The organism is Streptomyces qinglanensis (genome assembly GCF_900111245.1).
Taxonomy (GTDB): domain Bacteria; phylum Actinomycetota; class Actinomycetes; order Streptomycetales; family Streptomycetaceae; genus Streptomyces; species Streptomyces qinglanensis.
Map to the genome: position 1 here is coordinate 146,312 of NZ_FOGO01000003.1, position 24,146 is coordinate 170,457.

The 24,146-nt window shown below is 74.2% G+C and carries 24 protein-coding genes and 1 pseudogene; 10 read left to right on the top strand and 15 right to left on the bottom strand.

Annotated elements, in window-relative coordinates; genetic code table 11:
• Window positions 1-29: 29 nt before the first annotated feature.
• Window positions 30-953 carry a class I SAM-dependent methyltransferase gene (locus tag BMX65_RS07745; RefSeq protein ID WP_074999416.1) on the bottom strand — a complete coding sequence of 308 codons (924 nt, stop codon included), beginning with the start codon at window positions 951-953 and terminating at the stop codon, window positions 30-32.
• A gap of 128 nt (window positions 954-1,081) precedes the next feature.
• Window positions 1,082-1,660 carry a helix-turn-helix domain-containing protein gene (locus BMX65_RS07750; RefSeq protein WP_074999417.1) on the bottom strand — a complete coding sequence of 193 codons (579 nt, stop codon included), beginning with the start codon at window positions 1,658-1,660 and terminating at the stop codon, window positions 1,082-1,084.
• A 96-nt stretch (window positions 1,661-1,756) separates the two neighbouring features.
• Between BMX65_RS07750 and BMX65_RS07755 the strand changes: the two genes are divergently transcribed.
• Complete coding sequence (locus tag BMX65_RS07755; protein WP_074999418.1) at window positions 1,757-2,764, top strand: NAD(P)/FAD-dependent oxidoreductase; 1,008 nt, start codon at window positions 1,757-1,759, stop codon at window positions 2,762-2,764.
• A gap of 223 nt (window positions 2,765-2,987) precedes the next feature.
• Here BMX65_RS07755 and BMX65_RS07760 read toward each other — a convergent pair whose 3' ends face one another.
• Window positions 2,988-5,786 (bottom strand): SpoIIE family protein phosphatase, encoded by a 2,799-nt coding sequence (locus BMX65_RS07760; RefSeq protein ID WP_177214212.1) that lies wholly within the window; start codon window positions 5,784-5,786, stop codon window positions 2,988-2,990.
• 150 nt (window positions 5,787-5,936) lie between these two features.
• Between BMX65_RS07760 and BMX65_RS07765 the strand changes: the two genes are divergently transcribed.
• Together BMX65_RS07765 and BMX65_RS07770 are read left to right on the top strand one after the other, a co-directional pair.
• Window positions 5,937-7,364 (top strand): MFS transporter, encoded by a 1,428-nt coding sequence (locus tag BMX65_RS07765; protein WP_074999419.1) that lies wholly within the window; start codon window positions 5,937-5,939, stop codon window positions 7,362-7,364.
• Window positions 7,354-8,832 (top strand): pyridoxal phosphate-dependent decarboxylase family protein, encoded by a 1,479-nt coding sequence (locus BMX65_RS07770; RefSeq protein ID WP_074999420.1) that lies wholly within the window; start codon window positions 7,354-7,356, stop codon window positions 8,830-8,832. The genes BMX65_RS07765 and BMX65_RS07770 overlap by 11 nt, the downstream gene beginning before the upstream one ends.
• A gap of 63 nt (window positions 8,833-8,895) precedes the next feature.
• On the opposite strand, the gene BMX65_RS07775 is transcribed toward BMX65_RS07770, so the two are convergent.
• The 5 genes from BMX65_RS07775 to rpmG all read right to left on the bottom strand — a co-directional run bounded on the left by BMX65_RS07775 (window position 8,896) and on the right by rpmG (window position 11,516).
• Window positions 8,896-9,252, bottom strand: coding sequence for a nuclear transport factor 2 family protein (locus BMX65_RS07775; protein ID WP_074999421.1), 357 nt, complete (start codon window positions 9,250-9,252; stop codon window positions 8,896-8,898).
• Between the two features lie 314 nt (window positions 9,253-9,566).
• On the bottom strand, window positions 9,567-9,803 hold the full coding sequence (gene rpsR / locus BMX65_RS07780) for a 30S ribosomal protein S18 (RefSeq protein WP_074999422.1): 237 nt from the start codon (window positions 9,801-9,803) through the stop codon (window positions 9,567-9,569).
• Between the two features lie 80 nt (window positions 9,804-9,883).
• Window positions 9,884-11,044, bottom strand: coding sequence for a CobW family GTP-binding protein (locus BMX65_RS07785; RefSeq protein ID WP_074999423.1), 1,161 nt, complete (start codon window positions 11,042-11,044; stop codon window positions 9,884-9,886).
• Window positions 11,044-11,298, bottom strand: coding sequence for a type B 50S ribosomal protein L31 (locus tag BMX65_RS07790; RefSeq protein WP_074999424.1), 255 nt, complete (start codon window positions 11,296-11,298; stop codon window positions 11,044-11,046). Before BMX65_RS07790 ends, BMX65_RS07785 begins: the two co-directional genes overlap by 1 nt.
• A gap of 53 nt (window positions 11,299-11,351) precedes the next feature.
• A complete protein-coding gene (gene rpmG, locus BMX65_RS07795) occupies window positions 11,352-11,516 on the bottom strand; it encodes a 50S ribosomal protein L33 (RefSeq protein ID WP_074999425.1) in 165 nt (54 codons plus the stop codon).
• Between the two features lie 62 nt (window positions 11,517-11,578).
• Here rpmG and rpmB point away from each other — a divergent pair, with 62 nt between their 5' ends.
• Both rpmB and rpsN read left to right on the top strand, forming a co-directional pair.
• Complete coding sequence (gene rpmB, locus BMX65_RS07800; RefSeq protein WP_074999426.1) at window positions 11,579-11,815, top strand: 50S ribosomal protein L28; 237 nt, start codon at window positions 11,579-11,581, stop codon at window positions 11,813-11,815.
• The gene (gene rpsN, locus BMX65_RS07805) at window positions 11,815-12,120 is read left to right on the top strand and encodes a 30S ribosomal protein S14 (RefSeq protein WP_074999427.1); all 306 of its coding nucleotides are present in this window, start codon (window positions 11,815-11,817) and stop codon (window positions 12,118-12,120) included. The genes rpmB and rpsN overlap by 1 nt, the downstream gene beginning before the upstream one ends.
• A gap of 218 nt (window positions 12,121-12,338) precedes the next feature.
• Here the strand turns inward: rpsN and BMX65_RS07810 are convergent, their stop codons facing one another.
• Window positions 12,339-12,737: a VOC family protein gene (locus BMX65_RS07810; protein ID WP_074999428.1), complete on the bottom strand. Its 399-nt coding sequence runs from the start codon at window positions 12,735-12,737 to the stop codon at window positions 12,339-12,341.
• Window positions 12,738-12,866: 129 nt separating this feature from the next.
• Here BMX65_RS07810 and BMX65_RS07815 point away from each other — a divergent pair, with 129 nt between their 5' ends.
• Together BMX65_RS07815 and BMX65_RS07820 are read left to right on the top strand one after the other, a co-directional pair.
• The gene (locus tag BMX65_RS07815; protein ID WP_074999429.1) at window positions 12,867-13,856 is read left to right on the top strand and encodes a helix-turn-helix transcriptional regulator; all 990 of its coding nucleotides are present in this window, start codon (window positions 12,867-12,869) and stop codon (window positions 13,854-13,856) included.
• A gap of 293 nt (window positions 13,857-14,149) precedes the next feature.
• Window positions 14,150-14,914: a DUF4232 domain-containing protein gene (locus BMX65_RS07820; protein WP_239501927.1), complete on the top strand. Its 765-nt coding sequence runs from the start codon at window positions 14,150-14,152 to the stop codon at window positions 14,912-14,914.
• A 120-nt stretch (window positions 14,915-15,034) separates the two neighbouring features.
• On the opposite strand, the gene BMX65_RS07825 is transcribed toward BMX65_RS07820, so the two are convergent.
• Entirely contained in the window at window positions 15,035-15,928 is an 894-nt protein-coding gene (locus BMX65_RS07825; RefSeq protein WP_074999431.1) for an NADP-dependent oxidoreductase, read from the bottom strand.
• Between the two features lie 70 nt (window positions 15,929-15,998).
• Between BMX65_RS07825 and BMX65_RS07830 the strand changes: the two genes are divergently transcribed.
• Window positions 15,999-16,568, top strand: a complete 570-nt coding sequence (locus BMX65_RS07830) for a TetR/AcrR family transcriptional regulator (RefSeq protein ID WP_074999432.1) — start codon at window positions 15,999-16,001, stop codon at window positions 16,566-16,568.
• Window positions 16,569-16,609: 41 nt separating this feature from the next.
• Here BMX65_RS07830 and BMX65_RS07835 read toward each other — a convergent pair.
• Window positions 16,610-16,948 (bottom strand): annotated as a pseudogene (locus BMX65_RS07835) (LysR substrate-binding domain-containing protein); the annotation flags it as partial.
• Between the two features lie 9 nt (window positions 16,949-16,957).
• A complete protein-coding gene (locus BMX65_RS07840) occupies window positions 16,958-17,845 on the bottom strand; it encodes an alpha/beta fold hydrolase (RefSeq protein WP_074999433.1) in 888 nt (295 codons plus the stop codon).
• 111 nt (window positions 17,846-17,956) lie between these two features.
• Between BMX65_RS07840 and BMX65_RS07845 the strand changes: the two genes are divergently transcribed.
• Window positions 17,957-19,900 carry an AfsR/SARP family transcriptional regulator gene (locus BMX65_RS07845; RefSeq protein ID WP_074999434.1) on the top strand — a complete coding sequence of 648 codons (1,944 nt, stop codon included), beginning with the start codon at window positions 17,957-17,959 and terminating at the stop codon, window positions 19,898-19,900.
• A gap of 260 nt (window positions 19,901-20,160) precedes the next feature.
• Here the strand turns inward: BMX65_RS07845 and BMX65_RS07850 are convergent, their stop codons facing one another.
• The 3 genes from BMX65_RS07850 to BMX65_RS07860 all read right to left on the bottom strand — a co-directional run bounded on the left by BMX65_RS07850 (window position 20,161) and on the right by BMX65_RS07860 (window position 22,949).
• Window positions 20,161-20,547, bottom strand: coding sequence for a hypothetical protein (locus BMX65_RS07850; RefSeq protein ID WP_074999435.1), 387 nt, complete (start codon window positions 20,545-20,547; stop codon window positions 20,161-20,163).
• Between the two features lie 133 nt (window positions 20,548-20,680).
• Entirely contained in the window at window positions 20,681-21,694 is a 1,014-nt protein-coding gene (locus tag BMX65_RS07855) for an AraC-like ligand-binding domain-containing protein (protein WP_074999436.1), read from the bottom strand.
• 259 nt (window positions 21,695-21,953) lie between these two features.
• A complete protein-coding gene (locus BMX65_RS07860; protein ID WP_074999437.1) occupies window positions 21,954-22,949 on the bottom strand; it encodes an aldo/keto reductase in 996 nt (331 codons plus the stop codon).
• Window positions 22,950-23,166: 217 nt separating this feature from the next.
• On the opposite strand from BMX65_RS07860, the gene BMX65_RS07865 reads away from it, so the two are divergent.
• Complete coding sequence (locus tag BMX65_RS07865; RefSeq protein WP_074999438.1) at window positions 23,167-24,027, top strand: helix-turn-helix transcriptional regulator; 861 nt, start codon at window positions 23,167-23,169, stop codon at window positions 24,025-24,027.
• The last annotated feature ends 119 nt before the right edge of the window (window positions 24,028-24,146 follow it).

Here is a 24,146-nt window from a genome sequence, read left to right on the forward strand (position 1 = left end):
AGGCGGAGACCGGCGGCCGACGAGGCGGTTCAGTCGCCGCGCCGGGCCGCCCAGACGGTGCGTACGGTGCGCACCGCGAGGTCGTCGCGGCGCGCGATGCTGTGCGGGCCGCCGGTGTCCAGCAGCCGGTCGAGTGCGGCGAGGTCCTCGGCCGGGAGCGCGTCGGTGAGGCTGCCGCGCAGGCGTCGCAGGCTGCTCAGCGCGTAGGCGGCGACGGTCTCGTCGCGGGAGCCCGCGATGTCCACCTGGAGGGTGCGCTGCCCGTCGAGGGCGAATCCGGCGGCGGTCAGCTTCGGCCCCCAGTCGGCGCCGCGGTGGGGCATGCGCGCGGCGTGGTGGCGGTCGTGTGCCGCGTGGCAGCGCTCTTCCAGGCCGGGCCGGTCCTCGGGCGCGTCGGGCGGCAGGAAGCGGGGAGAACCCGCCAGTTCGACCACGGCGAACAGGCCGCCGGGCGGCAGGACGTCGTGGATCCGGCGCAGCGCGCGCTCGGGGTGTGCCAGGTGGTGCATCGAAGCGGAGGCCCACACCAGGTCCGGCATGCCCAGATCGGGCCAGTCGGCGTCGTCCAGGTCGGCCCGCACCGGATGCACGCGGTCCGCCACGCCCTGCGCGCACGCCTTCTCGCGGAGGCGTCGGAGGTGCTCGGAGGAGGAGTCGACGGCTGTGACGTGGGCGTCGGGAAAGCGGTCGAGGAGCGCGAAGGCTCCGGCTCCCGTCCCGCAGCCCAGGTCCACGATCCGGCGCGGAGGCGCTTCGAGGGGCAGCCATGCGGTGATGGTCGCGAGGTGTTCGGCGAGGACCTCCGCGTCCAGGTCGAGAAGCTCGGCCTGGCCCTGGTCCTCGGCTTGTCCGTGCTCATGGGACGGGTCGTGGTCCTCGAGCGGGTCGTGGTCCTGGGGCTGATGAACGCCGGAGGCGCCCGGGCGGGGCGCGGGCGAGTGGGTGTGCGGCATACGGCCACGCTAGGGCGGCCATGCGAGTACGGCACGATCTCTTTCCGGATACGCAAGGCGATGGCCCCGCGGGCTGCCGGACGCGCAAGGCCGCCGCCTGCCTGCGGAGCGGCTGCGCCCGGCGGGCGCTATGCGTCGCGCTCGCCCCTGTCCCGCTGATGGCCCCGGCGGGCGTCCCGGTCGAAGATCCCCAGGATCTCGCAGGGGCCACCGTCGGCACCGATGGCGTGCGGCAGCATCGTGGGGAACTCCGCGGCCTGATTGGTCTCGACCCGGAGACGGCGGTGGCCCAGCAGCAGGACCGCGGTCCCGGAGAGGACGACGAGCCATTCACGGCCGGGGTGTGCGCGCATCCGTGCGGGGTTGTCGGGCGGCGGATCGGTCATGCGCTGGCGCACGACGGTCACGCCCGGGTCGCTCTTGAGGGACCACTGCAGCATGCCGTGCGCGCTGTCGACGATCGGGCTGGTGACGACGTCGTCGGAGGCGGTCTCCACGAGCTGGTCCAGGGTGGTGTCCAGGGCCCGGGCGAGAGTGACGAGGGTGTCCAGGGCCAGGCGCCGACGGCCGTTCTCGATGCGGCTGAGCGTGGACTGGCTCAGCCGGGCGCGGGTGGCCAGTTCTTCCAGGGACCAGCCCTGCGCCACCCGCATCGCCCGGATGCGTTTGCGTACCAGGCTGTCCAGCTCGCCCTCTTCTTGCGTCATAGGCAATAGCCTATGCCATGAATGCAACGTCTGGTTAGCGTCGTGCGCAGAGGGTCCGGAGCAGCCGGGCCCCGCATCTGAAGGAGGGCAGGCGCCATGCCTGGAACGACTGCCGAGACCGGCCCGCTCTCGGGGGAGACCGTCGACACGGTGGTGATCGGCGGCGGCGCCGCGGGACTGAACGGCGCCCTGATGCTCGCCCGCTCCCGCCGCTCGGTCGTCGTGGTCGACAGCGGCACGCCCCGCAACACGCCCGCCGAGGGGGTGCACGGCCTGCTGGGCCTGGACGGCATCCCGCCCGCCGAGCTCTACGCGCGGGGCCGGGAAGAGGTACGCCGCTACGGTGGCGTGCTCGTCCCCGGCGAGGTGGTCTCCGCCGCACCGGCCGAACCGTCCGCCGAGGGCGACCCGCGCTTCACCGTCACCCTGGGCGACGGCCGCACGCTGACGGCGCGTCGGCTGCTGGTGGCCACCGGGCTGCTGGACGTACTGCCCGACGTCCCCGGGCTCGCGGAGCACTGGGGGCGCAGCGTGGTGCACTGCCCGTACTGCCACGGCTGGGAGGTGCGTGACGAGCCCGTCGGCGTCCTCGCCACCGGCCCGGCCTCCCTCCACCACGCGCTGCTCTTCCGCCAGTTGACGGAGGACCTGGTCTACTTCACCCGCGGAACCGCGTTGGACGCGGACACCCGCGCGCGGTTCGACGCGCGTGGCATCCGCGTCGTCGACACCCCGGTCGAGCAGGTCGTGCAGGAGAGCGACGGCGGCATCGCCGGGGTGCGGCTGGCGGACGGCCGAGTGGTGGCCCGCCGCGTGCTCGCGGTCGCGACCGCGATGCGGGCCCGCACCGAGGGTCTGGCCGGGCTGGACCTGCCGCAGGAGGACCTGCCCGAGGGGCTGGGCCACCGGTTCACCGCGGACGCGGCCGGGGCCACCGGAGTGCCGGGGGTGTGGGTGGCGGGCAACGCCGCCGACCCGACCGCCCAGGTGGGTGCCTCCGCCGCGGCGGGCGCGCTGGCGGGCGCCCGCATCAACGCCGACCTGGCGACCGCCGACACGGAGGCCGCCCTCGCGGCGGCCGGGACGGGCACCGCCGCGGCCTGACGACGACCGCGCGGCCCCGCACGCCCCGAGCCGCTCCGGCGCCCGGACCCCGCCCACTCCCCGTGCGGGCCTGCGGGCCGGTGGGCGCCGTGCGCCGTCGGGCAGTCGGCCGTGCGCCGTCGGGCAGTCGGCCGGTCGTTCCGCAGCGGGACGCCGAAGCCGCATGGCTGCTCGCGCGCGCCACCGCGTGAGGGCGGTGCGGCGGCCGCACCGCCCCGGCGCGTCACCAGCCCCCGTCGTCGAACTGGTCCAGCAGCGCATCGGCCGGCAGTTGCTCGGCCAGGCGCGCGGAGCCGCCGCCGCGCAACTGCTGCTCCGTCCAGATGACTTTGCCGCCGGGAATGTAGCGGGTGCCCCAGCGCTGGGCGAACTGGGCGACCAGGAAGAGACCGCGGCCGCCCTCGTCCGTGGTCGAGGCGCGGCGCAGGTGCGGGGAGGTTCCGCTGCCGTCGGAGACCTCGCAGATGAGACTCTCCTCGTCGTGCAGGAGGCGGACCTGGATCGGCTCCTTCCCGTACCGGATGGCGTTGGTGATCAGTTCGCTGAGGATCAGCTCGGTCGTGTGCCCGATCTCCTCCAGGCCCCACTCCCGCAGCCGCGCCGCGCATTCGGCGCGTACCGGGGCGACGGCCGCCGGGTCGGGATCGACCTGCCACCTGGCGACCTGGTCCGGGGCGAGCCTGCGGATGCGGGCCACCAGCAGGGCGACGTCGTCGGACGGGTGGGCCGGCATGACGGAACCGGCGACCGCGCGGGTCGTCTCTTCCGGGCCGGCGCCCGCGGTCTCCTCCAGCACGGTGCGCAGGATCTCCAGACCGGTGTCGATGTCCCGGTCCCGGCTCTCGACCAGGCCGTCGGTGTACAGGACGAGCTGTGCGCCCTCGGGCAGGTGCAGCTCCGTGGTCTCGAAGGGGTGGCCGCCCAGACCGAGCGGCGGGGAGGCGGGCACGTCCGCGTAGCTGACCGTGCCGTCCGGGTACACCACTGCGGGGCAGTGGTGTCCGGCGCGGGCGAGGGTGCAGGAGCCCGTCACCGGGTCGTACACGGCGTACAGGCAGGTCGCTCCGGCCACCCCCTCGTACTGCCGGCCGCTCGGGTCCGCGTCGCTCTCCTCGTCGTCGATGCGGGCCACCAGTTCGTCCAGATGGGCGAGGAGCTCGTCCGGAGGCAGGTCGAGGGTGGAGAAGTTGTGCACGGCGGTGCGCAGCCGCCCCATCGTCGCGGCCGCGTGCAGCCCGTGCCCCACCACGTCGCCGACGACCAGTGCGACCCGGGTGCCGGAGAGAGGGATGACGTCGAACCAGTCGCCGCCCACGCCCGCTTCCGCGGGCACGTAGCGCCAGGCCGCCTCCAGCGCCGCCTGTTTGGGCAGCCCGCGCGGCAGCAGGCTGCGCTGCAGGGTCACGGCCATGGCGTGCTCGCGGGTGTAGCGGCGCGCGTTGTCGATGGCCACCGCCGCCCGGGTCGCCAGCTCCTCGGAGAAGGAGACATCGTCCTCGTCGAAGCCCGGCGAGTCGCCGCTGCGCCAGAAATGTGCGATGCCCAGAATCACTCCCCTGGCCCGCAGCGGGACGGTGATCAGCGAGTGCACGCCGAACTCCAGCGTCCGCCGCGCACGCTCCGGGTCGTGCCGCAGCCACTCCTCCGCGTGGTGCAGATCCGCCTCCAGCACCGCCTGCTCCGCATCGAGCGCGCGGGCCTGCGGCGAACCCGGCCGAAAGACGATCGCCTCCCCGACCTCGTACAACGGGAGTCCCTCGGGCCGTTCGCCGACCGCCACCCGGCGCACCCGGCGCTGCGCCTGCGGGGCCGGTTCCTGACCGCGCACCACCTCGTCCAGCAGGTCGACGGCTGCCAGGTCGGCGAACCCGGGCACCGCCACCTGGGCCAGCTCCCGCGCCGTGCGGGCCACGTCCAGCGTGGTACCGATCCGCACGCCCGACTCGTACAGCAGCTTCAGCCGCTCCCGCGCCACCTGGGCACGGCCCGACACAGCCGACAGCTCCGTGGTGTCACGCAGCGTCACCACACTGCCGAGCGCTCCCCCGTGCCGGGAGGTGGGGCGTATGTTCACCGCCAGCAACCGGTCCCCGGACAGCAGCACCTCGTCGGTGACGGGCTCACCCGACACCAGCAGCCGTGCGATGCCCTCGGCCAGGTCCAGTTCGCCCACGTGCCGCCGCTCGGTGCCGGGAGGCAGGTCCAGCAGCCGGCGGGCCTCGTCGTTGGCCAGCACGAGGTGCCCGTCCGCGTCGAGGATGAGCACGCCCTCCCGCACCGCGTGCAGAACGGCGTCGTGGTGCTCGTACATTCGCGTCATCTCCGCCGGCCCGAGGCCGTGCGTCTGGCGCAGCAACCTCCTGGAGACCAGGGCCGTCCCGCCGATGACGGCCACGAGGGCGACGCCGCCCGCACCGAGGATGATCGGCAACTGCTGGTCGGTCATGCCCGCGACGTTGCGTACCGCCAGCCCCGCCGACGACAGGCCGACGATGGTGCCGTCGGAGTCCCGGACGGGCACGACGGCTTGCACGACGTTGGTGTCCCCGCCGGTACGGGGACCGGTGACCCGCTCCACCGTGGTGCGGCCGCGGAGCGAGGGTTCGATCGTGCCGACGAACTTCTTCCCGATCAGCGACGGATTGGGCTGGGTGTAGCGGATCCCCTTCCGGCTCATGAGCACGATGAAGTCGACACCGGCGTCCTTGCGGGCCGCCTCGGTGCGCGGCTGGAGCTCCCTGGCCGGATGCGGGCCCCGCATCGCCTCCGCGACCCCCGGGGCGTGCGCGAACGCCTGGGCCACCGCGACCGACTTCTCACGGGCCCGGCTCGTGGCGTCCCGCTGCGCCTGTACGACCTGGGCCGCCACTGCCGCCGCGACCAGCAGCAGCACCAGGACGACCTGCAGCACGAACACCTGACCGGCCGCGCTGCGCAGGCGGAGCAGCGAACGGCCCTTGTCCGCGGAGCGGGTGGCGGGCCGCGCCGGCCGGTTCCCGGGGCGGCGGAGAGGCAGCTTCATGACTCATTCCTAACACCGCACCCCGTCCACCAGTGCCCCGTGTCCCGCTCGCCGCGTCCGCGGAGCGCCGCGGGCGCCTCCTGCGGCGACCCGGAGAGCGCGCTGCACGCCTCTTGTCGGGGCCTCGGCCGCTCCCCCATGATCGGCGCCATGGCAGTCACGGGGGCAGGCGGCGCGGTGGCTCCGCCCCTGCCGCGCCGGGTGCGTGTCGGGTACGGCCTGGGGTCGCTGTGCACGGGCACCTTCGCCACCGTGCCGGGGCTGATCCTGCTCTACTACCTCACCAATGTGCTCGCCGTTCCGGCAGCCGTGGCGGGTGCCGCGGTCTTCCTGCCCAAGGCATGGGACGTCCTGGTCAATCCGGTCGTGGGCGCCGCCTCGGACCGCAGCACCCTGCGCGGCGGGCCGCGCCGTCCGTTCCTGCTCATCGGCGCCTGTACGCTGCCGCCCGCCTTCGCGCTGCTCTTCGCCGCGCCACCGCTGCGCGGAGCGGCGGCCGCGGGCTATGTGGCGCTGCTGTTCCTGGTGGCCGCCACCGCCTACGCGGTCTTCCAGGTGCCGTATGTGACGATGCCGGCCGAGATGACCGAGGACCCGGCCGAACGGGGGCGGGTGCTGGGCTGGCGGGTGGGCTTCCTCGGCGTGGCGATCCTGCTGTCGGGCGCGCTGGCTCCGGCGCTCGCGCACCGCGGCGGAGGCGGCCCGGACAGCTACCGGACGATGGGCGCGGTCGTGGCGGCACTGCTGGCGCTCGGTATGTTCGGCGCCTGGTTCTGCACCGCGCGGGCTCCGGCAGTGGCCCGCAGCCGGGCCGAGCCCTCGCTGCGCGCCCAGTTGGCCGCGGCGCGCTCGCACCGGCCCTTCGGCTTCCTGGCGGGCATGTGGACGCTGCAGGCGCTGGCCGTCGGGGTGATGCTCGCCGGAGTCCAGTACTTCGCCACCTACACGGTCGGCTCGGCCGCCGCGGTCACCTCACTGTTCGGCTGCCTGATCGGTCCGCTGGTCCTGGTGATGCCACTGTGGAACCGGCTGTCGGACCGGTGGGGGGTGAAGCGGGCCCAGGGGTGCGCCACGCTGCTCTTCCTCACCGGGGCGCTGCTGCTGGGCCTCACCCCGGTGGCCGGTACGGCGTTCGGCCACGGGGCCGCGGCGCTGGTGGGCATCGCCTACGCCGGTCTGCAACTGCTGCCGCTGACGATGCTCGCGCAGACGCTCGCCGCCGATGCCGTGCGCACCGGCAGACGGCGGGCCGCGACCTTCACCGGGCTCTGGACGGCGGCCGAGACCCTGGCGTTCGCCCTGGGAGCTGGGGTGTTCGCGCTGCTGCTGGCGGTCACCGGGTTCCGCTCCTCGGACGCCGGCCGGTTCGTCGACCAGCCCGCCACCGCGCTGACGGCCATCACGCTGGGCATGAGTGTGCTGCCTGCCGTGTCCGCCGCGGCGAGTCTCCTGCTGCTGCACCACTACCGGGAGGACGACACGGCGACGGAGCCGCCGTCCACCGCCGCGCCCGCCCGCGCACCGTCCGCCCCCGCACCGTCCGCATCCGCGCAGAAGGAGCCCGGCCGTGCCGACTGATCCCACCCGCCTGCCGTCCGACGGCCGGTCCGCGCAGCAGGTGCTCGCCGAACTGCGGACGCTGCGCGAGACCGACGCACCCACGCGCGGCGGACGCACCTTCGCCTACGTCTACGACGCGGGACGAGCGGAGCTGGACGGACTCGCGGCTGCCGCCTACACGGAGCTCGCGACCGTCAACGGGCTCGATCCGACCGTCTTCCCCAGTGTGGCGCGGCTGGAGAACGACGTGGTCCGCGCCGCCGCGGCCCTGCTGGGCGCACCGGGCACCCAGGGGACGTTCACCAGCGGCGGCACCGAGAGCATCCTGCTCGCCGTGAAGGCGGCCCGGGACCATGCCCGTGCGGCGCGTGGGATCACCGCGCCGCAACTGGTCCTGCCCGCCACGGCGCACGCCGCGTTCCACAAGGCCGCGCACTATCTGGGGCTGGAGGCGGTCACGGTTCCGGTCGACCCGGCCACCTTCCGCGCGGACGCCGCCGCGATGTCCGCCGCGCTCACCGACCGCACGGCGCTCGTGGTGGCCTCCGCCCCGTCGTACGCGCACGGGGTGCTGGATCCGGTGGCCGAGATCGCCGCGTCGGCCGCCGCGCGGGGCGTGCTGTGTCATGTCGACGCCTGCCTCGGCGGATGGCTGCTGCCCTGGCTGCGCGGCACCGGACACCAGGTACCCGCGTTCGACCTCTCGGTTCCCGGTGTCACCTCGCTCTCCGTCGACCTGCACAAGTACGCCTACACCGACAAGGGTGCCTCCGTCGTCCTCTACGCGGATGCGGAGCTGCGGCGCCACCAGTACTTCGCGCACGCGGCCTGGCCGGGGTACCCGGTGGTGAACCCGACCGCGCAGGGCACGAAGTCCGCCGGGCTGCTGGCGCAGGCGTGGGCGGTGCTCCAGCACGTGGGCGAGGCGGGGTACACGGCGCTGGCGGGCCGGGTCGCGGACGCCTCGGAGCGGCTCCTGGCCGGGCTGCGCGGTATCGGCGGGGTGCGGGTGCTGGGCGAACCGGTCGCGGGAGTGGTGGCGTTCACCGTGCTCGGCGGGGCGAGCGGCACGGAGCCGGATCCGGGCCTCGTGCTGCATGTCGCCGACGAGATGCGCGCTGCCGGCTGGTACCTGCAGCCGCAGCTCTCCTACGAGGGCATGCCGCCCAATCTGCACCTCACCCTGACCCCGGCCACGGTCGACCGGGTGGAGGGACTGCTCGGGGATCTCGCCGCCGCGCTCCGCACGGCCCGGGAACTGCCGCCCGCGGCGGTCGACCCGGGGCTCGCCGAACTCGCCGCCGGGCTGGATCCGGAACTGCTCGGGCCGCAGGAGGCCGAGGCCGTACTCGCCTATGCCGGGCTGGACGGCGCGGGGCGGCTTCCGGCCAGGACGGCACCCGTTCTGATGCTTCTGGAGGCGCTGCCGGCTCCGCTCAAGGAAAGGCTGCTGAAGGAGTTCCTCGGCACCGTCTTCAGGGTGTGAGGGCCGGCTCGCGCCACGGGCCCTGCGGTCCTCCCCCGCGGCCCGGCACCGGTGCTCGGCGCGTCAGGCGCCGACCACGTGCCAGTGCTCGGTGATCCGGCCGTCCGCGACGCGGTAGGTGTCGGCGAACGGCACCGGGCGCTCGCCGCCTTCGAGCGTGGACCGCACGGCGACATAGCCGCCCGCCGCGATCGCCTGGTGCGGGCGGAAGGCCGCAGCGGGCCGGGCGTTCCACAGCGCGGTCAGCTTGGCGGCCACTCCCGTCCTGCCGGGGTCGCCCTCGGGGTCGTGGTCGACGAAGTCCGGTGCCAGGAACCGCCGGACGGCGGAGATGTCACGGTCGCCCGAGAGCACGGTCGAGAAGAAGTCGAGGACCAGCTCCGCGTCGCGCCGCGCGCTCTCGGTGTCAGCAATGATCACATCACAAACGTAGCAGGAGAGGACCAACCGGACGTGGCCGCGACCGCCGCTGCGGCAGGCGCGCCTCCAGCCCCCGAACGCCCCCCGACCCGCCCCCGACCCGGCCCGGGAACGGCAGGGCCGGTGGCCGCGCCGCCTGGCCGACAGACCGCACCCGGCGGGAGGGAACGGCACCCTGCCGGGCGCGGCCTGCGGGCCGACGCCCCGCGGTGGGCCGGAGCCCCCCCCGTGGGCGTCGGCCTCCCGTCGGGACGGCTCCCGTCGGGACGGCCTCCCCCGGGAGTCGGCCCTGTCGGCGTGTCGGGTACGGCCCGTCAGCGTGCCGGGTACGGGAGGAGCGCCATCTCGCGGGCGGTCTTGACAGCGCGCGCCACCTGCCGCTGCTGCTGGGCGGTGAGGCGGGTGACGCGGCGGGAGCGGATCTTGCCGCGGTCGGAGAGGAACTTCCGCAGCAGGTCGGTGTCCTTGTGGTCGACGCGGGTGATGCCCGCCGCGGCCAGCGGGTTCGGTCGGGGGGTGCGGGCCCTGCGGGCGCCGGGGCGCTGAGCCATGGGGGTGCTCCTTTGCTTGCGGGGATGCTCGGGGGCTTGCGGAGGTGCTTGCGGAGGTGCTGCGGAGGTGCTTGCGGACGTCAGGAGACGGGGGCGAGGAGGGCGTCGAAGGCGGGTGGGAGGTGCTTCCACGCCTCGCGCCCCGCGGCGAATTCCGCGTCGGTCAGCAGACAGGACTCCAGGACCTCGGCCAGTCCGTCCTGGTCCAGGCCGGGGGCGGTGAAGACGAGGTGCTGGCAGCGGTCGCCGTGCTCGGGGTGCCAGTCCAGGGCGGCGGCGGCGCGGCGCACCGGGGGCACCATCTCCCAGGCGGCGTCGGGGAGGGCCGCCAGCCACGGGCCGACCTCCTCGACGCACAGCGCCCCGCCCGCCGCGTCCCAGGAGAGGAGGGTGTCGGGCCGGTCGGCGAGCCAGAAGCGGCCGCGGCTGCGTGCGGCGGCGCAGGTGAGTTCCTCCAGCGCCTGGTAGAGCCGTTCGGGGTGGAAGGGGCGGTCCCGGTGCCATACGCAGGTGGCGACGCCCGCCTCGTCGGCCGCCTGCGGCAGCAGCGCGCACGCGGGGTGCTGCGCGGCCGCGGCGGCCTCGGTGTCGAAGCCCGCCAGTGCTGCCGCCACCAGTTCGCCCGAGGCGGCGTCCACCTGGCGTGCTGTGGGGTGCAGTTGGGCGAGCACCGCCCGGTCCTCCTCGTCGGCGGGCCTGTCCTCGTCCTCCACGAGGGCCAGCACGGCGGCGTATTCGAGCTGCCTGGCCCAGGTGTCGGCGACGGTGCGCCGGTCCGACGGCGCCGCGGCGAGACCGGCCTCGGCGAGATCGTCACCGTTGGCGAGGAAGGGCAGCACGAGTGCCGGGTCGACGGCCGTGACGACCCCGGTGAGTTCCAGCACGCCGTGGCCGTGCGCGGCGACGACCTCGGCCATGGCCTTGGGTTCCACCGAGTCCCACAGTTCGACGACGGCGCACCGGGTGGTGCCGTCCTCGGCCAGCCGGGCCAGTTCCGGGATCAGGTCCTCGCGGAGTGCGCAGCACGCGCAGTCGTTCACCAGCGGGGCCTCGGAGGCGCCGCGGAGGCCGTCACGGTCGCGGACCGTCCGCAGCACCGTGCCCTGCGGCCCGGCGGCGAGGTTGTGGTGCAGGGCGACACTGCCGGGCATCGAGCCGAGCAGCCGCCGGACGACCTCGGTGCGCGCTTCGGAGTGCAGTCCGCCGACCAGGATCACGGGGAGGGTGCGGTCGGCGGCCATCAGCGGTCTCCCCGGCGGCCGTACCGGCGTTCGAACCGCTCGACCCGTCCCGCGGTGTCCAGGACGCGTGCGGTCCCGGTGTAGAAGGGGTGGCTCGCGGAGGAGATCTCGACGTCGACGACGGGGTAGGTGTTGCCGTCCTCCCATGCGACGGTCGCGTCGCCGGTCATGGTGGAGCGGGTGAGGAAGGCGAAGCCGGCGCTCTTGTCGCGGAAGACGACGGGCCGGTGGACGGGGTGGATTCCGGGCTTCACAGCGGTGTCCTTCTGCTGGGGTCGGTGCCAGGTGTGCGGGAGGGGGTCGGCGATCAGCGCGCTTCGCGGAAGTCGACGTGCCGGCGGGCGACGGGGTCGTACTTGCGCAGCGTCAGCCGGTCGGGGTCGTTCCGGCGGTTCTTGCGGGTCACGTAGGTGTGGCCGGTTCCGGCGGTGGAGGTCAGCTTGATGATCGGGCGGAGTTCGTCGCGTGCCATGAGACCAGTATATGGAAATGGTTACCATTACCAAGTCCGATCCCCCGAGAGAAAGGTCTCCCGTGTCCGCCCACTGCCAGTTGACCGGCGCACAGCCGGTGTTCGGCAAGTCCGTCTCCCACTCCCATCGGCGCACCAACCGGCGCTTCGACCCCAACATCCAGCGCAGGCGCTACTGGCTCGCCGTCGAGAACCGTCACGTACGGCTCACGCTCAGCACGAAGGGGATCAGGACGGTCGACGCCCTCGGCATCGAGGCCGCCGTCGCGCGGATCCGCGCACGGGGAGAGAAGGTCTGATGGCCAAGCAGAGCAAGATCGCCAAGAACGAGAAGCGCAAGGCGGTCGTCGCGCGGTACGCGCGACGCCGGGCCGGGCTGAAGGAGATCCTCCGCGACCCGGCTTCCACACCCGCCGAGTGCGCGGCCGCGCTCCGGGAACTGCGGCGGCAGCCGCGGGACGCCAGTGCGACGCGGGTACGCAACCGGGACAGCGTCGACGGCCGTCCGCGCGGCCATCTGCGGGCCTTCGGGCTCTCCCGCGTCCGCATGCGCGCGATGGCGCACGCGGGCCGGCTCCCGGGAGTCACCAAGTCCTCCTGGTGACCGTCCGCCTGAGGGGCGCCCCACCGCACCTCCCCGCACCCGGGGCGCCCCTCGCCTCGCGCGGCGGCAACGGAGCGGTCCCGTACGGCCCTGCTCGGGGCCGTACGGGGTCCCGCGGGGCCGGTGCCCGGCAGCGCCCGAGGGATGCCCCGCGGTGCACGCAGCGCCGCCGGCCTGCGGAGGCGCACAGGCCGGCGGGGCAGGGCGGGGGCGCGGGGTCAGCGGGCGAACTTCTCCATGGCGGCCTGGGTGACCGGCGTGAAGAAGTTGACGAGATTGCCGTCGGGGTCACGGAAGAGCAGGGCCCGATTGCCCCAGGGCATGGTGGTGGGCCCGGCGACGAACTCCTCCACCAGACCGCTCAGGTTGCCGTGCACCCGGTCCACGTCCTCGACGAGGAACTCGATGATCACGCTGCGGTTCGCCGCGGGCCGGGCGGAGTCCGGTGCGAACATCGGGACGGTGCGGGTGCCGCCGATCGCCAGGGTGGCCCTGGGGGTGACGAGTTCGGCGAAGTCCTCGGTCGCCCAGGCCGCCGACACCCCGGTGGCCCTCTCGTAGAAATCGACGAGGCGCGCGACGTTGCCGGTGATGATGCGGATCGAGACGAAGTCCACAGTGTTCTCCCAGTTCTCCCAGTTCTCCCGGTCTCCCGGATCGGTGCAGTGCCGGTGCGGCGGATGCGCTGCGCACGCTAGGACAGATAGCGGACGGAATCGGTCCGGTATGCGCGCTAGGCTGCCGCCATGTCTCGACCCACCGGGCGCGTGCTGACCCTCCTGGAGCTTCTGCAGTCGGGCGGAATCCGGCCGGTGGCCGAACTCGCCGACCGGCTCGGCGTCGACGGCCGGACCGTGCGGCGGTACGTGGGCCACCTGATCGACCTGGACGTGCCGGTGGAGGCGGTGCGCGGCCGCTACGGCGGATACCGGCTCGCCCCCGGGCACCGCTTGCCCCCGCTCATGCTCAGCGACGACGAGGCCCTCGCCGTGCTGCTCGGCCTCGTCGCCGGCCGCCGGGCGGGATTGACGACAGCGGCGGGCGCCGCGAGCGAGACGGCGGCGGCCAAGGTCCGCAGAGTGCTGCCCCGGCATGTGGCCCGCAGGCTCGACACGGTCCTGGAGTCCCTCGCCTTCACCTCCGCACCCGGCGAGTTCGCCACCCCGGACGCCGAGGTCCTGCTGGCCGTCGCCGACGCGGTACGCCACCGCCGACCGCTCTCGATCGGATACAGCGACCGCCACGGCCGCCGCACCGAACGCGCGCTGCACGCCTACGGCATCGTCGCCCACGCGGGCCGGTGGTACGTCACGGGCAGGGACCCCGGGATCGCGCAGGACCGGACCTTCCGGCTCGACCGCATCGAGGGCGCCCGGACGCTGCCCGGCTCGTTCGAGGTCCCGGCCGGAACCGATCCGGCGCAGCGCGTACTGGACGGATTCGCGACGGCCGAGTACCGGTACGAGGTGGCCCTGCGGATCCACGGCACCGTCGAGCAGGTCCGCGCGGGACTTCCCGCCGCGGTCGCCCGCCTGGCGGAGCCCCCGTCCGGGAAGGGCGGGCACCCTTCGGGCGAACAGTGGCTGCGGGTCGAGCTTCGGGTGGCGGAGCTCGACTGGTTGCCTGCTGTCCTCGCCTCGCTGGACCGGCCGTTCGTCATCGAGCGCCCCGCGGAGCTGCGCGATCTCGTCACGGCGCTCGCCGACCGCCTCACGTCGTGGGCGCGGGACGGCTGAGCCCGGGACGCCGAGCGCCCTCGGCCGACGGCCGGTCCTGCCGATCGGCCGGGGAGGAGCGGTGGCCGTGCCGTCCCGGAGCGCTTCCTCCGGGAACGGACCGCACACCGGGGGGAGTTGGGTGCTGCGTCGGCCGACGCCTGATCCGCGCGGCAACAGACCGCCCCACGAGCCCCGTTGTGAACTTTTTCCTGCCTCGCGTCATCGAACTCGTACGGCACGGGGCGGTCCAGGCAGCGGCTCCCCCCGCATCCGGCATGGACACACGATGGGATGATCAGGGCGTGGCGGCGATGAGAGAACGAGAGCAGCATGCGGTGCGGGCGGCCCGAAGGGCCGCGGGGGGCGGGTCCGGCAGGCCGCGCGGCGCCGGGGGCGCGCGTCTCGCGGCGGGGCTGGCGGTCGGCCTGGCGGCGACCCTGCTGACCGGATGCGGTGAACAGGCCGCGGACGCGCCCAAGAAGGTGACCGGCGAAGCGGCCCCCGTGCCCGGCGACTCGTCCGAGGACACCTCGCGGAAGGAGAGCGCCTCCCCCTCGTCCTCGTCCCGCGCCCGGGACGGTGACAGCAAGGAATCCGAGAAGGAGAAGTCCGGTTCCTCCGGGAAGAGCGAGGGCGCGGGCTCCTCCGGAGGTCAGGGCGGCTCCGGTGGCGGGGCGCCCGAGACCGGCGCCTGCAAGACCTCCGGACTCGCCTTCAGCACCTCGCCCGGCATGGCCCAGGGCACTCTCCTGGTGAACCTCGAGAACACCACCGCCACGACCTGCACGATGCACGGATTCCCCGGGGTCGACCTCCAGAGCGCGGCGGGCTCCATCAATGCCGACCGCAACGGCCTCGCCGCCCCGACGGTCCGCGTCAGTCCCGGTGAGTCGACGCGTTTCACGCTCCACTACCCGCCGAACGACTCCGGTGGCAGCGGCCTGAACGTCACCAGCCTCGTGGTCACTCCGCCCGACGAGACCAGCTCGCAGACCCTGCCGGTCAGCATCAATCTGCCGGTCTCCGACAGCACCGAGTCCGGGGTCACGGTCGGTCCCGTCGGCGCCGGGAAGTGACGGTACCGGGCGCCGCCTGAGGGAGCACCGCGCGGGCGCGCGCGAGCCCGCCCGACGGCGGCGCCCGGTGCCGCCGCCGCCCCCCGCACGGCCGCGCCGGGCGGCCGCGCGGGGGACGGCTCAGACGACCAGGACCCGGCGCCCGCGGGTGTGACCGGCCTGGCTGTCGATGTGCGCCGCCGCGGCCTCGGCGAGCGGGTAGGACTTCTCGACCGGGATGTGGAGCTTCCCCCGCGCGATGAGGCGGCCGGCCTCGGCCAGTGCCGCGGGAACGCTCCCGGCCGCCCCGGAGAACCGGACCCCGAACTCCGGCGCGCCGAGATCGGCGATGGAGACGACCTTCTGCGGATCCCCGGTCAGCTCGACGAGTTCGGCCAGGACGCCCGCACCGGCGAGATCGAGCGCCGCGTCGACCCGGCCGAGTCGCCGGACCCGCTCGGCCCAGCCCGCGCCGTAGGTGGTGGCGGCGGCGCCCAGGCCGCGCAGATAGTCCTGGTTCGCTGCTCCGGCCGTGCCGATCACCGCGATGCCGCGGTCGCGGGCGATCTGCAGCACGGCCGAGCCGACTCCCCCGGCCGCACCGCTGACCAGCAGCGTCTGCCCCGGCCGCACACCGACCTCGCGGATGATGCGCAGCGCGGTCTCCACCACGGAGGGGTACCCGGCCGCCTCGTCGAAGGTCAGCCCCCCGGGTATCCGGGCCCAGGCCGAGAGCACGGCGAACTCTGCGTAGGTGTCGGTCCCTTCGCCGAACACGGGGTCTCCGACCTCGACGTCCTCGACGCCCTCACCGACCTCGTCCACCACTCCGGCGGCGTCCAGCCCGACTCCGGCGGGCAGTTCGACCGGGTGGGCCTGCAGGATCTGCCCCTCCCGGATCCTCCAGTCGACGGGGTTCACACCTGCCGCGCGCACGGCGACGCGCACCTGGCCGGGGCCCGCGTGGGGCTCCTCGGCGTCCACGAGACGCAGCACTTCCGGACCGCCGAATTCGGCGAAGCTCACTTTCTTCATACGGCCGACCGTAACACTAACGGTTAGCTTTATGGAACGGTTAGTCTTTCGCATCTGGTAGCTTCAGTGCATGACAACGCCGCCCGGACGTCGCGAGCGCAAGAAGGCGGCGACCCGCCGGAAGATCGCAGACACCGCCCTCCGGCTCTTCCTGGAGCGCGGATACGACGCGGTGGGTATCCGCGAGGTGGCCGCCGAGGCCGATGTGGCCGTCACCACGCTCTTCTCCCACTTCCCCTCGAAAGAGGCACTGGTCTTCGAGCAGGACGCGGACTTCGAGCAGCGCCTGATCCGGGCGGTCACCGACCGGACGCCCGACGAGCCGCTCGTCCCCGCGCTGCGCCGGGAGATCCACGCCCTGGTGCGGCACTGCACCGCCGACAGCGCCTCCCCGGTCTGGCACATGGTCGACACCTCACCCGCACTACGCGCGTACGAGGAGTCGATGAGGCTGCGCCATGCGGAATCGCTGGCCGCGGCCCTGACCGCGGACCCCGGCCTGGCCCGGACCACGACGGCCTGCCGCACGATCGCCAGGTTCACGATCGACGCCTACGCACTGGCCCGCGAGTCGGCCGATCCGCAGGCCGCGGTGGACGAGATCTTCCGGATGATCGAGGCGGCCTGGGCGGTCACCTGACCATCCGCGCCCGCCCCGAACCGGCCGCCGGTGCAGCAGGCTCAGCCGCGGTAGACCTCGAGCGCGATCCGGACGAACGAGCGGATCAGCGGATTCCGGTCGCTCTCCTTCCACGCCACCACCACGCGGCTCGGCGGCAGGTCGATCAGCGGCACCACGGTCAGCCCCTCAGGAGGCCGGTGGTCCAGGAGCGTCATGCCCACCGTGCCGTTCCACAGAACGGCCTGCCGGCACTCCTGGACGGTGCGCACCACCGGCCCCTCGCGCTGCTCTCCACCGCTCCAGTAGGACTGCCGGCGGGAGTCGGTGCCCGCCGGGAAGACGAACCAGCGGCGGTCCGCGACCTCGGACGACCGCAACTGCCCGCGACGGGCCAGGGGCCCGCACCGTCAGCGGGCCAGCAGTTCCCGGATCGCCCCCGCGATCTCCTCGGGCGCCTCCTCGGCCATGAAGTGCCCCGCCCGGGTGAGACGGTGGTCGAGGTCGGGCGCCCACGCCTGCCACACCTGGGCGGCGTCGTAGCCGAGCCGGGCTCCCCAGTCCTGCTGGACGACGGTGACCGGCATCGCGAGCTGGGAACCGGCGTCCAGGTCGGCCTGGTCGTGGTCGGCGTCGACACCGGCGGAGGCCCGGTAGTCGGCCACGATCGAGGGCACCGCCGCGGCACTCGCCCGCAGGTACGCGCTCCGCACCGGGTCCGGGATCGCCGCCCGGTCCCCGGCCCAGGCGTCGAGGAAGGACCCGAAGAACGCGTCGGCGCTGTTGGCGATCATCGTCTCGGGCAGTCCCGGCGGCTGGGCCATCAGGAAGAGGTGGTAGCCGACCGCGGCCGAGACGCCCTGCAGCACGTTCCACATGTCCAGGGTCGGCACGACATCGAGGATGCCGAGGTGCGTGACGGTCTCCGGGTGGTCCAGCCCCGCCCGGAAGGCGACGAGGGCTCCGCGGTCGTGGCCGACGAGCGCGAACCGGTCGTGGCCCAGCGCCGCCGCGGCGGACACGATGTCGGCGGCCATGGTGCGCTTGGCGTACACGTCCGGATCCGCGGCCGCCGGCTTGTCGCTGGCGCCGTAGCCGCGCAGGTCGGGGCAGATCACCGTGTGCCCGGCGGCCAGCAGCGGGGCGACGTGCCGCCACATCAGGTGGGTCTGCGGGAAGCCGTGCAGCAGCACGACGGGGGTGCCGCTGCCGCCGGTGGCGACGGAGAGCTCGACGCCCTCCGCACCGGGCACGCGGAGGTGGTCGAAACCGGGCAGAGCGGGCAGGGCGGGTGTCATGCGGGTCCTTTCCCCGTGTCGGGCGACTGACCGGGCCACGGTGCACGAGCCCGATGAGCAGCCGATCAGCACGGCACGCCGGAGCGGAGCCGGTGGGCGCAGGATGGGAGCATGCGGATCGATGTACTGGGCCCGATGCGGGCGCTGCGCGGCGACGGCACCCCGATCGCGCTGGGCGGACCCCGGCACCGCGAGGTGCTCGCCCGGCTCGTCGCCGCCGAAGGGCGGATGGTGGCCACCGACACCCTCGTGGCGGATCTGTGGCCCGAACCCCTCGCCCGCGGTCCGGGCGCGCTGCGCACATTCGTCGCCGCCCTTCGCCGCGCCCTCGAGCCCGACCGGCCACCACGCACCCCGCCGCGGATCCTGATCACCGAGGGCCCCGGCTACGCGCTGCGGCTGCCGCGCGAGGCCGTGGACGTACAGCGGTTCGAGGACGTCCTGGAGCGCGCCCGCCGCTCCCCCGGCGAGGTCGCCGCCCTCGGCGAGGTCCTCTCCTCCTGGCGCGGGCCTGCCTACGCGGACCTGCCCGACGCCCCCTGGGCGCAGCGGGAGCGCGCCCGGCTGGAGGAGTTGCGGCTGCAGGGGATCGAGCTCCGGGCCGGCCTCCTCCTGGACGCGGGCGCAAGCGGTGGCCTCGTCGCCGAACTCGGCGCACACACCGACGAGCACCCCTGGCGCGAGACGGCCTGGGCGCTGCTGGCCCGCGCCCTGCACCGGGACGGACGCCGGGCCGACGCGCTGGCCACCCTCCGCCGCGCCCGCACGATGCTCGTCGAACAGCTCGGGCTCGATCCCGGAACCGGACTCCGGCGCCTGGAGGCGGACATCCTCAACGGATCCGCGTCCCTGGAACCGGCCCTCGACCTCCGGTCCGGCGCCGGTGCCCGACTCGGCCCCCGCACGACCGTGGAACTGGCCCGCACCCTGGCCCTGGCAGGCAGCGACGCGCTCGTCCTCTCCCGGCGCAACCGGCTCGCCGCCGCCCGGGCCGCCGAGCGGACCGGGGACGCCGCCCTCACCGCCCGGGTCGTCGGCGCCTACGACGTGCCCTCGATCTGGAGCCGTGCCGACGATCCCGAGCAGTGCCGCGCCGTCGTGGCGGTCGCCGAGCGCACGCTGCGGGCCCTGGGCCCCGACGGTCCTCCCCCGCTCCGGGCCCGGCTGCTGGCGACCGTCGCCGTCGAGAGCCGCAGCGGCGACCTGCGCGGGGCCGCCCTGCGGACCGGCTACGAGGCCGCACACCGGGCCGAGGCGCTCGCGCGGGGCCTGGACGATCCCGCACTGCTGGCCTTCGCGCTCAACGGCGTCTTCCTGCAGTCCTTCGGGCGCCCGGGGCTCGCGGCGCAGCGGGATACCGTCGGCGCCGAACTCGTCGCGCTGGCCACCCGGCACGAGCTGCCGACCTTCACCATCCTGGGCCGGCTCGTCCGCCTGCAGTCCGCCTCCGCCCAGGGCGACCTGGCGGGTGCCGCCGGGCACGCGGCCGCCGCAGAGGAGGTCGCCGCCGTCCACGAGGCCCCGCTGGTCCCCGTCCTCACCGCCTGGTTCCGGGCCCGGGTCGCCGCAGAGCGGAGCACCGCACCCGACGGACCGACCGCCGCGGACGCCGCGAGCGCCTACCGCGCCGCCGACAACGCCCTCCGCACGGCAGGGATGCCGGGGCTGCACCGCGGCCTGCTGCCGCTCGCGCTGCTGGGACTGCGCCTGCTGCACGGCCGCCCGGCGCCCACCGACCCGCAGCTCGACTGGGGCCCGTATCTGCCCTGGGCGGCGCCGCTCCTGCTCCTCGCCCGGGACCGTCCGGCAGAGGCCCGAGCGGCCCTCGCCACCGCCCCCGAACCGCCCCATGACCATCTCCAGGAAGCGCTCTGGTGCCTGACCGCGCACGCCGCCGCCCGCCTGGACGCGCCCGGCACCGCCGCGCGCGCCGCGGCGGCGCTGCGCGGCGCCCGCACCGAACAGGCGGGCGCGGCCAGCGGCATGCTCACCCTCGGCCCGGTCGAGCGCTACCTCGCGGAGGCCGAGGCGTGCGCGGGCCGGGCCGGGGGGTGACCGCGGCCCGGCGTGCCCAAACGGGCGGCTCTCGCTCTCCCGGGGTGGTCGGAATCCGCCGAGCAGCGGACTCCGACCCTCCCCCGGCCTCCCCCGACGGTGGACAGGCGGTCGCGTTCCTGTCCACGCCCTCCCGGGGTCCCCCCGGGAGGAGTCGATCCGCTGGTCCGCCCCCTCACGGATACGCACCGCTGCGGAGCTGTCGAACTCGGTGGCTGCGGGCACCGGCCCTGCCGCGGCCGCTTCTCCGGAGCCCGGCCTCAGCAGTGCTTGCCGGCTCCGTGACCGCCCTCGAGGAAGGCGTGAGCGAACCAGCCTGCCTTGTCATCGCCGGCGATCCGTGCCCAGGTCCACCTGTTGTTGCCGTTCACGACGGTGCCTGTGGTCCAGCAGTGGAACCAGATTTCCTTGCCTCGGTTGACCGTGCCCCAGTTGGTGCAACTGCGGTAGGGGCCGGAGCGGCGCGCGGTCCTGGCCCCGGTCTTTCCCCTTCCGGTGTCGTAGTTGTGGTGCACCGTCGTGCACGCCAGCGTTCCGGGCGTTCCCGGTACCGGGGCGGCGGACGCGCTGACCGTGGGCAGCGTCAGGGACGAGGCGATCAGCGCTCCGGACAGCACGGTGGTGCGGAGAAGAGTGGGCACTCGCATCGTGGGAGTTCCTCCAGGTGATTCGGTCGGCGTTCGTGCGCCTGCCTCTTCACCCTGGCAGGGGGTGCGCTGCCATGTCGTTGACGCTCAGTGCACTCTTCCTTGTCATGGCGTGCACGCGGGGGACATGCACTCAGGGCTGCCGCAAGAGGGAGGGACCCGTGTCGAGGGGTGTGCTCGGCGTGGCTCGGTGCCGGAAGTCGCTGGGCGGTATTCCGTAGGCGGCGCGGAACGCCCGGCTGAAGCTCGCCAGATGGGGGTAGCCCCAGTGTGCGGCGATGGCCTGCAGCGGCAGGTGGCGCCACCGGGGGTCGGCCAGATCGGCCCGGCAGCGCTCCAGGCGCCGGTTGCGGATCGTGGCGGAGACCGTGTGCCGCTGCCGCCGGAAGAGGGAGTGCAGATACCGGACGGAGATGTGGTGACGGGCCGCGATCGAGGCCGGCGACAGGTCCGTGTCGGCCAGGTTGTCGTCGATGAAGGAGTCGATGCGGGACAGCAGGATCCGTTCCCGGGATTCGGGCGGCAGCCGGTTCCCGAACGGGAGGTGTCCGGCGAGGAATCCGGCTGCGAGGTCGACGACGGCCGTGCCGAGGCGCTTGCCTTCGGCCGGGGCCAGTTCCGGCCCGCGCCGGATGAGGCTCTGCAGGAAGTCACCCAGCACCCCACCGCTCCCCGCGCCCAACGGCAGTGACCGGGCCAGGAGCTGGTCCACCTGGTCAGCTGCCAGGGGGAGCGTGGCCCGGGGTATGTGCACGGTGACCACATGTGCCGTACCGGACGCTGCCGTCCGCCGGGTCCGGCAGTCATAGGGGTGGCTCGTGCTGCGGAGGGCGAACTGCCCGGACGCCACGACGGCATCGCGGCGGTGCTGGGAGACCAGCACCTCGCCCTCCAGCGTGAAGACCAGCTCGTAGTCCTCCGGATCGCCCTGCCGGATGAGCGCGGGGGTGCGCCGGGCCCGTAACGGGTGGAAGACCAGGGACGCCACCCGCGCGTCGCCCAGTTCGAGCCCCTCGACCGTCCCGGCGAAGCCGCTGCTCGGGCTCTCACTCTCCGTCGGGGCGTCGTGAGCGAGCATCAGCTCGCGCCACCAGTCGAACCGGTCCCGCGGCGGAAGACTCCCGGTGTGCAGTGAACGGTACGGCACCTCGCATCCTTTCGGCAGTCCACGGACGTGTCCCACCCTGGCCAGGAGCCCGCGGACGGTCCGCCGGCGGGTGCCGCACGACGGGCGCGGGCTCCGGAACGCCGCAGGACACGATCATCACCGTCGGGTACTACCCACGGTCGCGGACACGATCACCACCGGTCGGGGGCACGGCCGTGTCGTCTCGGCCACGCGAAGCCGGATGACGCGCAGCAGGGCCTGCCGCCCGACCGGGCCGCCTCCGGACAGCGGCCCGGGGTCAGTTGCCCGCGCCGAGGCCGGACATGAGTGCGGACGGATACCGGTCTCCGCGAGCCGCACCCGGCGGTACGGCGTGCTCGATGGCGGCGAGGTCGTCCGCGGTCAGGGTCAGCTCCGTCGCGGGGAGCGCCTCGGTGAGCCGCTCGCGGGTGCGGGCGCCGGCCAGGGGCACGATGTCGTCGCCCTGGGCGGCCACCCAGGCGATGGCCAACTGCGCGACGCTGCATCGCTTGGCCTCGGCGACCCGGCGCAGCGCCTCCACCAGGGTGAGGTTGTGTTCCACGTTGCCTGCGGAGAACCGGGGGCTGAAGCCGCGCATGTCGCCGGGGCCGGTGGTGCGGCCGGGGGACCAGTGTCCGGAGATGAGTCCGCGGCTGAGGACGCCGTAGGCGGTCAGGCCGATGCCGAGCTCGCGCAGGGCGGGCAGGATGTCCGCCTCCACCGCGCGGGAGATCAGCGAGTACTCGATCTGCAGGTCGGCGATGGGATGCACGGCCTGGGCCCGGCGGACCGTCGCCGCGTCGACCTCCGAGAGACCGATGTGCCGTACGTGTCCGGCGTCGACCATCTCCTTGATCGCGCCCACCGTCTCCTCGATCGGTACGGAGGGGTCCAGCCGGGCCGGACGGTAGATGTCGACGTGGTCGGTGCCCAGCCGGGTCAGCGAGTAGGCCAGGACGTTCTTCACCGCCTCCGGCCGGGCGTCGCAGCCGCCGAAGCCCCCGCCGGGCCCGCGCAGCATGCCGAACTTGACGCTCAGTGTGTAGGTGTCCCGGTCCCGGCCGCGCAGCGCCTCGGCGAGCAGCAGTTCGTTGTCTCCCATGCCGTAGAAGTCGCCGGTGTCGATCAGTGTGACGCCTGCGTCCAGTGCGGCGTGCACGGTGGCGATGCTCTCCCCTCTGTCGGTCGCACCGTAGGCGCCCGACATGCCCATGGCCCCCAGGCCCAGCGTGGAAACGGTCGGGCCGGTACTGCCCAGGGATCGTGCCTGCATCGAGCTTCTCCTTCGCCGCCTTCGTCGTGCCCGTCGTGCCCGTCGTGCCCGTCGTGCCCGTCGTGCCCGTCGTGCCCGTCGTGCCCGTCGTGTTCACGGTGTTCGTCGTCGATCGGTCTCCCACTGTGCTCCGGCCGCGCGGCCCGCGGGAGCGGAGCGTGCATCCTGGGAGCGGCGCTCCCTGGATCGGCGCAGCCGCGGGGACGACCATGGAGCCATGCAACGCGAACAGCTCGCCGCCTTCCTGCGCCACCGCCGCGAGGCGATCGACCCGGCCGAGGCCGGCATCGCCGCCGGGCCCCGGCGCCGCACGGCCGGTCTGCGCCGGGAAGAGGTGGCCGGACTCGCCGGGATGTCGGTGGACTACGTGGTCCGCCTCGAGCAGGGACGCAGCAGCCGGCCCTCGGCCGGGCTGCTGGTGGCGCTGGCCCGGGCGCTGCGCCTGTCCGACGACGAGCGCGAGCACCTCTTCCACCTGGCGGGCCACCAGCCCGCGCCCGGCGACGGGGCGGCCAGGCAGGCCCGGTCCGGCCTGGTGCGGATGCTCGGCCTGCTCGGCAGCACCCCGGCGCTGGTGCTGTCCGATCTGGGCGAGGTCCTCGCCCAGAACCGGGCGGCCGTCCTGTTGACAGGCGATCACACCCGCCACTCCGGCGACAGCCGATACCTCGTGTACCGCTGGTTCACCGATCCCGCCGTGCGTGTGGTCCATCCGCCCGAGGAGCACGAGCACCACTCCCGTCAGCTCGTGGCGGACCTGCGCGCGTCCGTCGGCCGCCGGTCCGGGGACCCCGTGGTGACCGGCCTGGTCGATCGGTTGCGGGATGCGAGCGACCACTTCCGGCGGCTGTGGGCGGAGCACGAGGTGGCGGTCCGGCGCGCCGACCGCAAGACCCTGCTCCATCCGCGGGTGGGCCGGCTGCTGATGGACTGCGAGACCCTGGTCACCCCCGACCGGCTGCAGCAGTTGCTGGTGCTCACTCCGGCGGACGCGGAAGCCCGCGAGCGGATGGAGCTGCTGTCGGTGCTCGGTACGGAGACGTTCCCCGCCCAGGCCGAGGGCTCCTCGCTCCGGTGAGGCGGACGCCCGCGCACCGGGCGGGCATCCGGATTCCCCAACACCCGTGACGCAGAGGGGTTTTGTTCGCAGACGCCACCCCGGGCGGGAGGTCCGGGCGGGGGTCGACACCGGGGGGA

What these genes read in the sequence shown, in the direction of transcription:
- BMX65_RS07830 (WP_074999432.1), top strand. Translation starts at nt 15,999, where the DNA reads ATGACAACGCCGCCCGGACGTCGCGAGCGCAAGAAGGCGGCGACCCGC.
- BMX65_RS07840 (WP_074999433.1), bottom strand. Translation starts at nt 17,845, where the DNA reads ATGACACCCGCCCTGCCCGCTCTGCCCGGTTTCGACCACCTCCGCGTG.
- BMX65_RS07820 (WP_239501927.1), top strand. Translation starts at nt 14,150, where the DNA reads ATGAGAGAACGAGAGCAGCATGCGGTGCGGGCGGCCCGAAGGGCCGCG.
- BMX65_RS07825 (WP_074999431.1), bottom strand. Translation starts at nt 15,928, where the DNA reads ATGAAGAAAGTGAGCTTCGCCGAATTCGGCGGTCCGGAAGTGCTGCGT.
- BMX65_RS07850 (WP_074999435.1), bottom strand. Translation starts at nt 20,547, where the DNA reads ATGCGAGTGCCCACTCTTCTCCGCACCACCGTGCTGTCCGGAGCGCTG.
- BMX65_RS07760 (WP_177214212.1), bottom strand. Translation starts at nt 5,786, where the DNA reads ATGAAGCTGCCTCTCCGCCGCCCCGGGAACCGGCCGGCGCGGCCCGCC.
- BMX65_RS07785 (WP_074999423.1), bottom strand. Translation starts at nt 11,044, where the DNA reads ATGGCCGCCGACCGCACCCTCCCCGTGATCCTGGTCGGCGGACTGCAC.
- BMX65_RS07845 (WP_074999434.1), top strand. Translation starts at nt 17,957, where the DNA reads ATGCGGATCGATGTACTGGGCCCGATGCGGGCGCTGCGCGGCGACGGC.
- rpsR (WP_074999422.1), bottom strand. Translation starts at nt 9,803, where the DNA reads ATGGCTCAGCGCCCCGGCGCCCGCAGGGCCCGCACCCCCCGACCGAAC.
- BMX65_RS07860 (WP_074999437.1), bottom strand. Translation starts at nt 22,949, where the DNA reads ATGCAGGCACGATCCCTGGGCAGTACCGGCCCGACCGTTTCCACGCTG.
- BMX65_RS07745 (WP_074999416.1), bottom strand. Translation starts at nt 953, where the DNA reads ATGCCGCACACCCACTCGCCCGCGCCCCGCCCGGGCGCCTCCGGCGTT.
- rpsN (WP_074999427.1), top strand. Translation starts at nt 11,815, where the DNA reads ATGGCCAAGCAGAGCAAGATCGCCAAGAACGAGAAGCGCAAGGCGGTC.
- BMX65_RS07815 (WP_074999429.1), top strand. Translation starts at nt 12,867, where the DNA reads ATGTCTCGACCCACCGGGCGCGTGCTGACCCTCCTGGAGCTTCTGCAG.
- BMX65_RS07865 (WP_074999438.1), top strand. Translation starts at nt 23,167, where the DNA reads ATGCAACGCGAACAGCTCGCCGCCTTCCTGCGCCACCGCCGCGAGGCG.
- rpmG (WP_074999425.1), bottom strand. Translation starts at nt 11,516, where the DNA reads ATGGCACGCGACGAACTCCGCCCGATCATCAAGCTGACCTCCACCGCC.
- BMX65_RS07765 (WP_074999419.1), top strand. Translation starts at nt 5,937, where the DNA reads ATGGCAGTCACGGGGGCAGGCGGCGCGGTGGCTCCGCCCCTGCCGCGC.
- BMX65_RS07755 (WP_074999418.1), top strand. Translation starts at nt 1,757, where the DNA reads ATGCCTGGAACGACTGCCGAGACCGGCCCGCTCTCGGGGGAGACCGTC.
- BMX65_RS07750 (WP_074999417.1), bottom strand. Translation starts at nt 1,660, where the DNA reads ATGACGCAAGAAGAGGGCGAGCTGGACAGCCTGGTACGCAAACGCATC.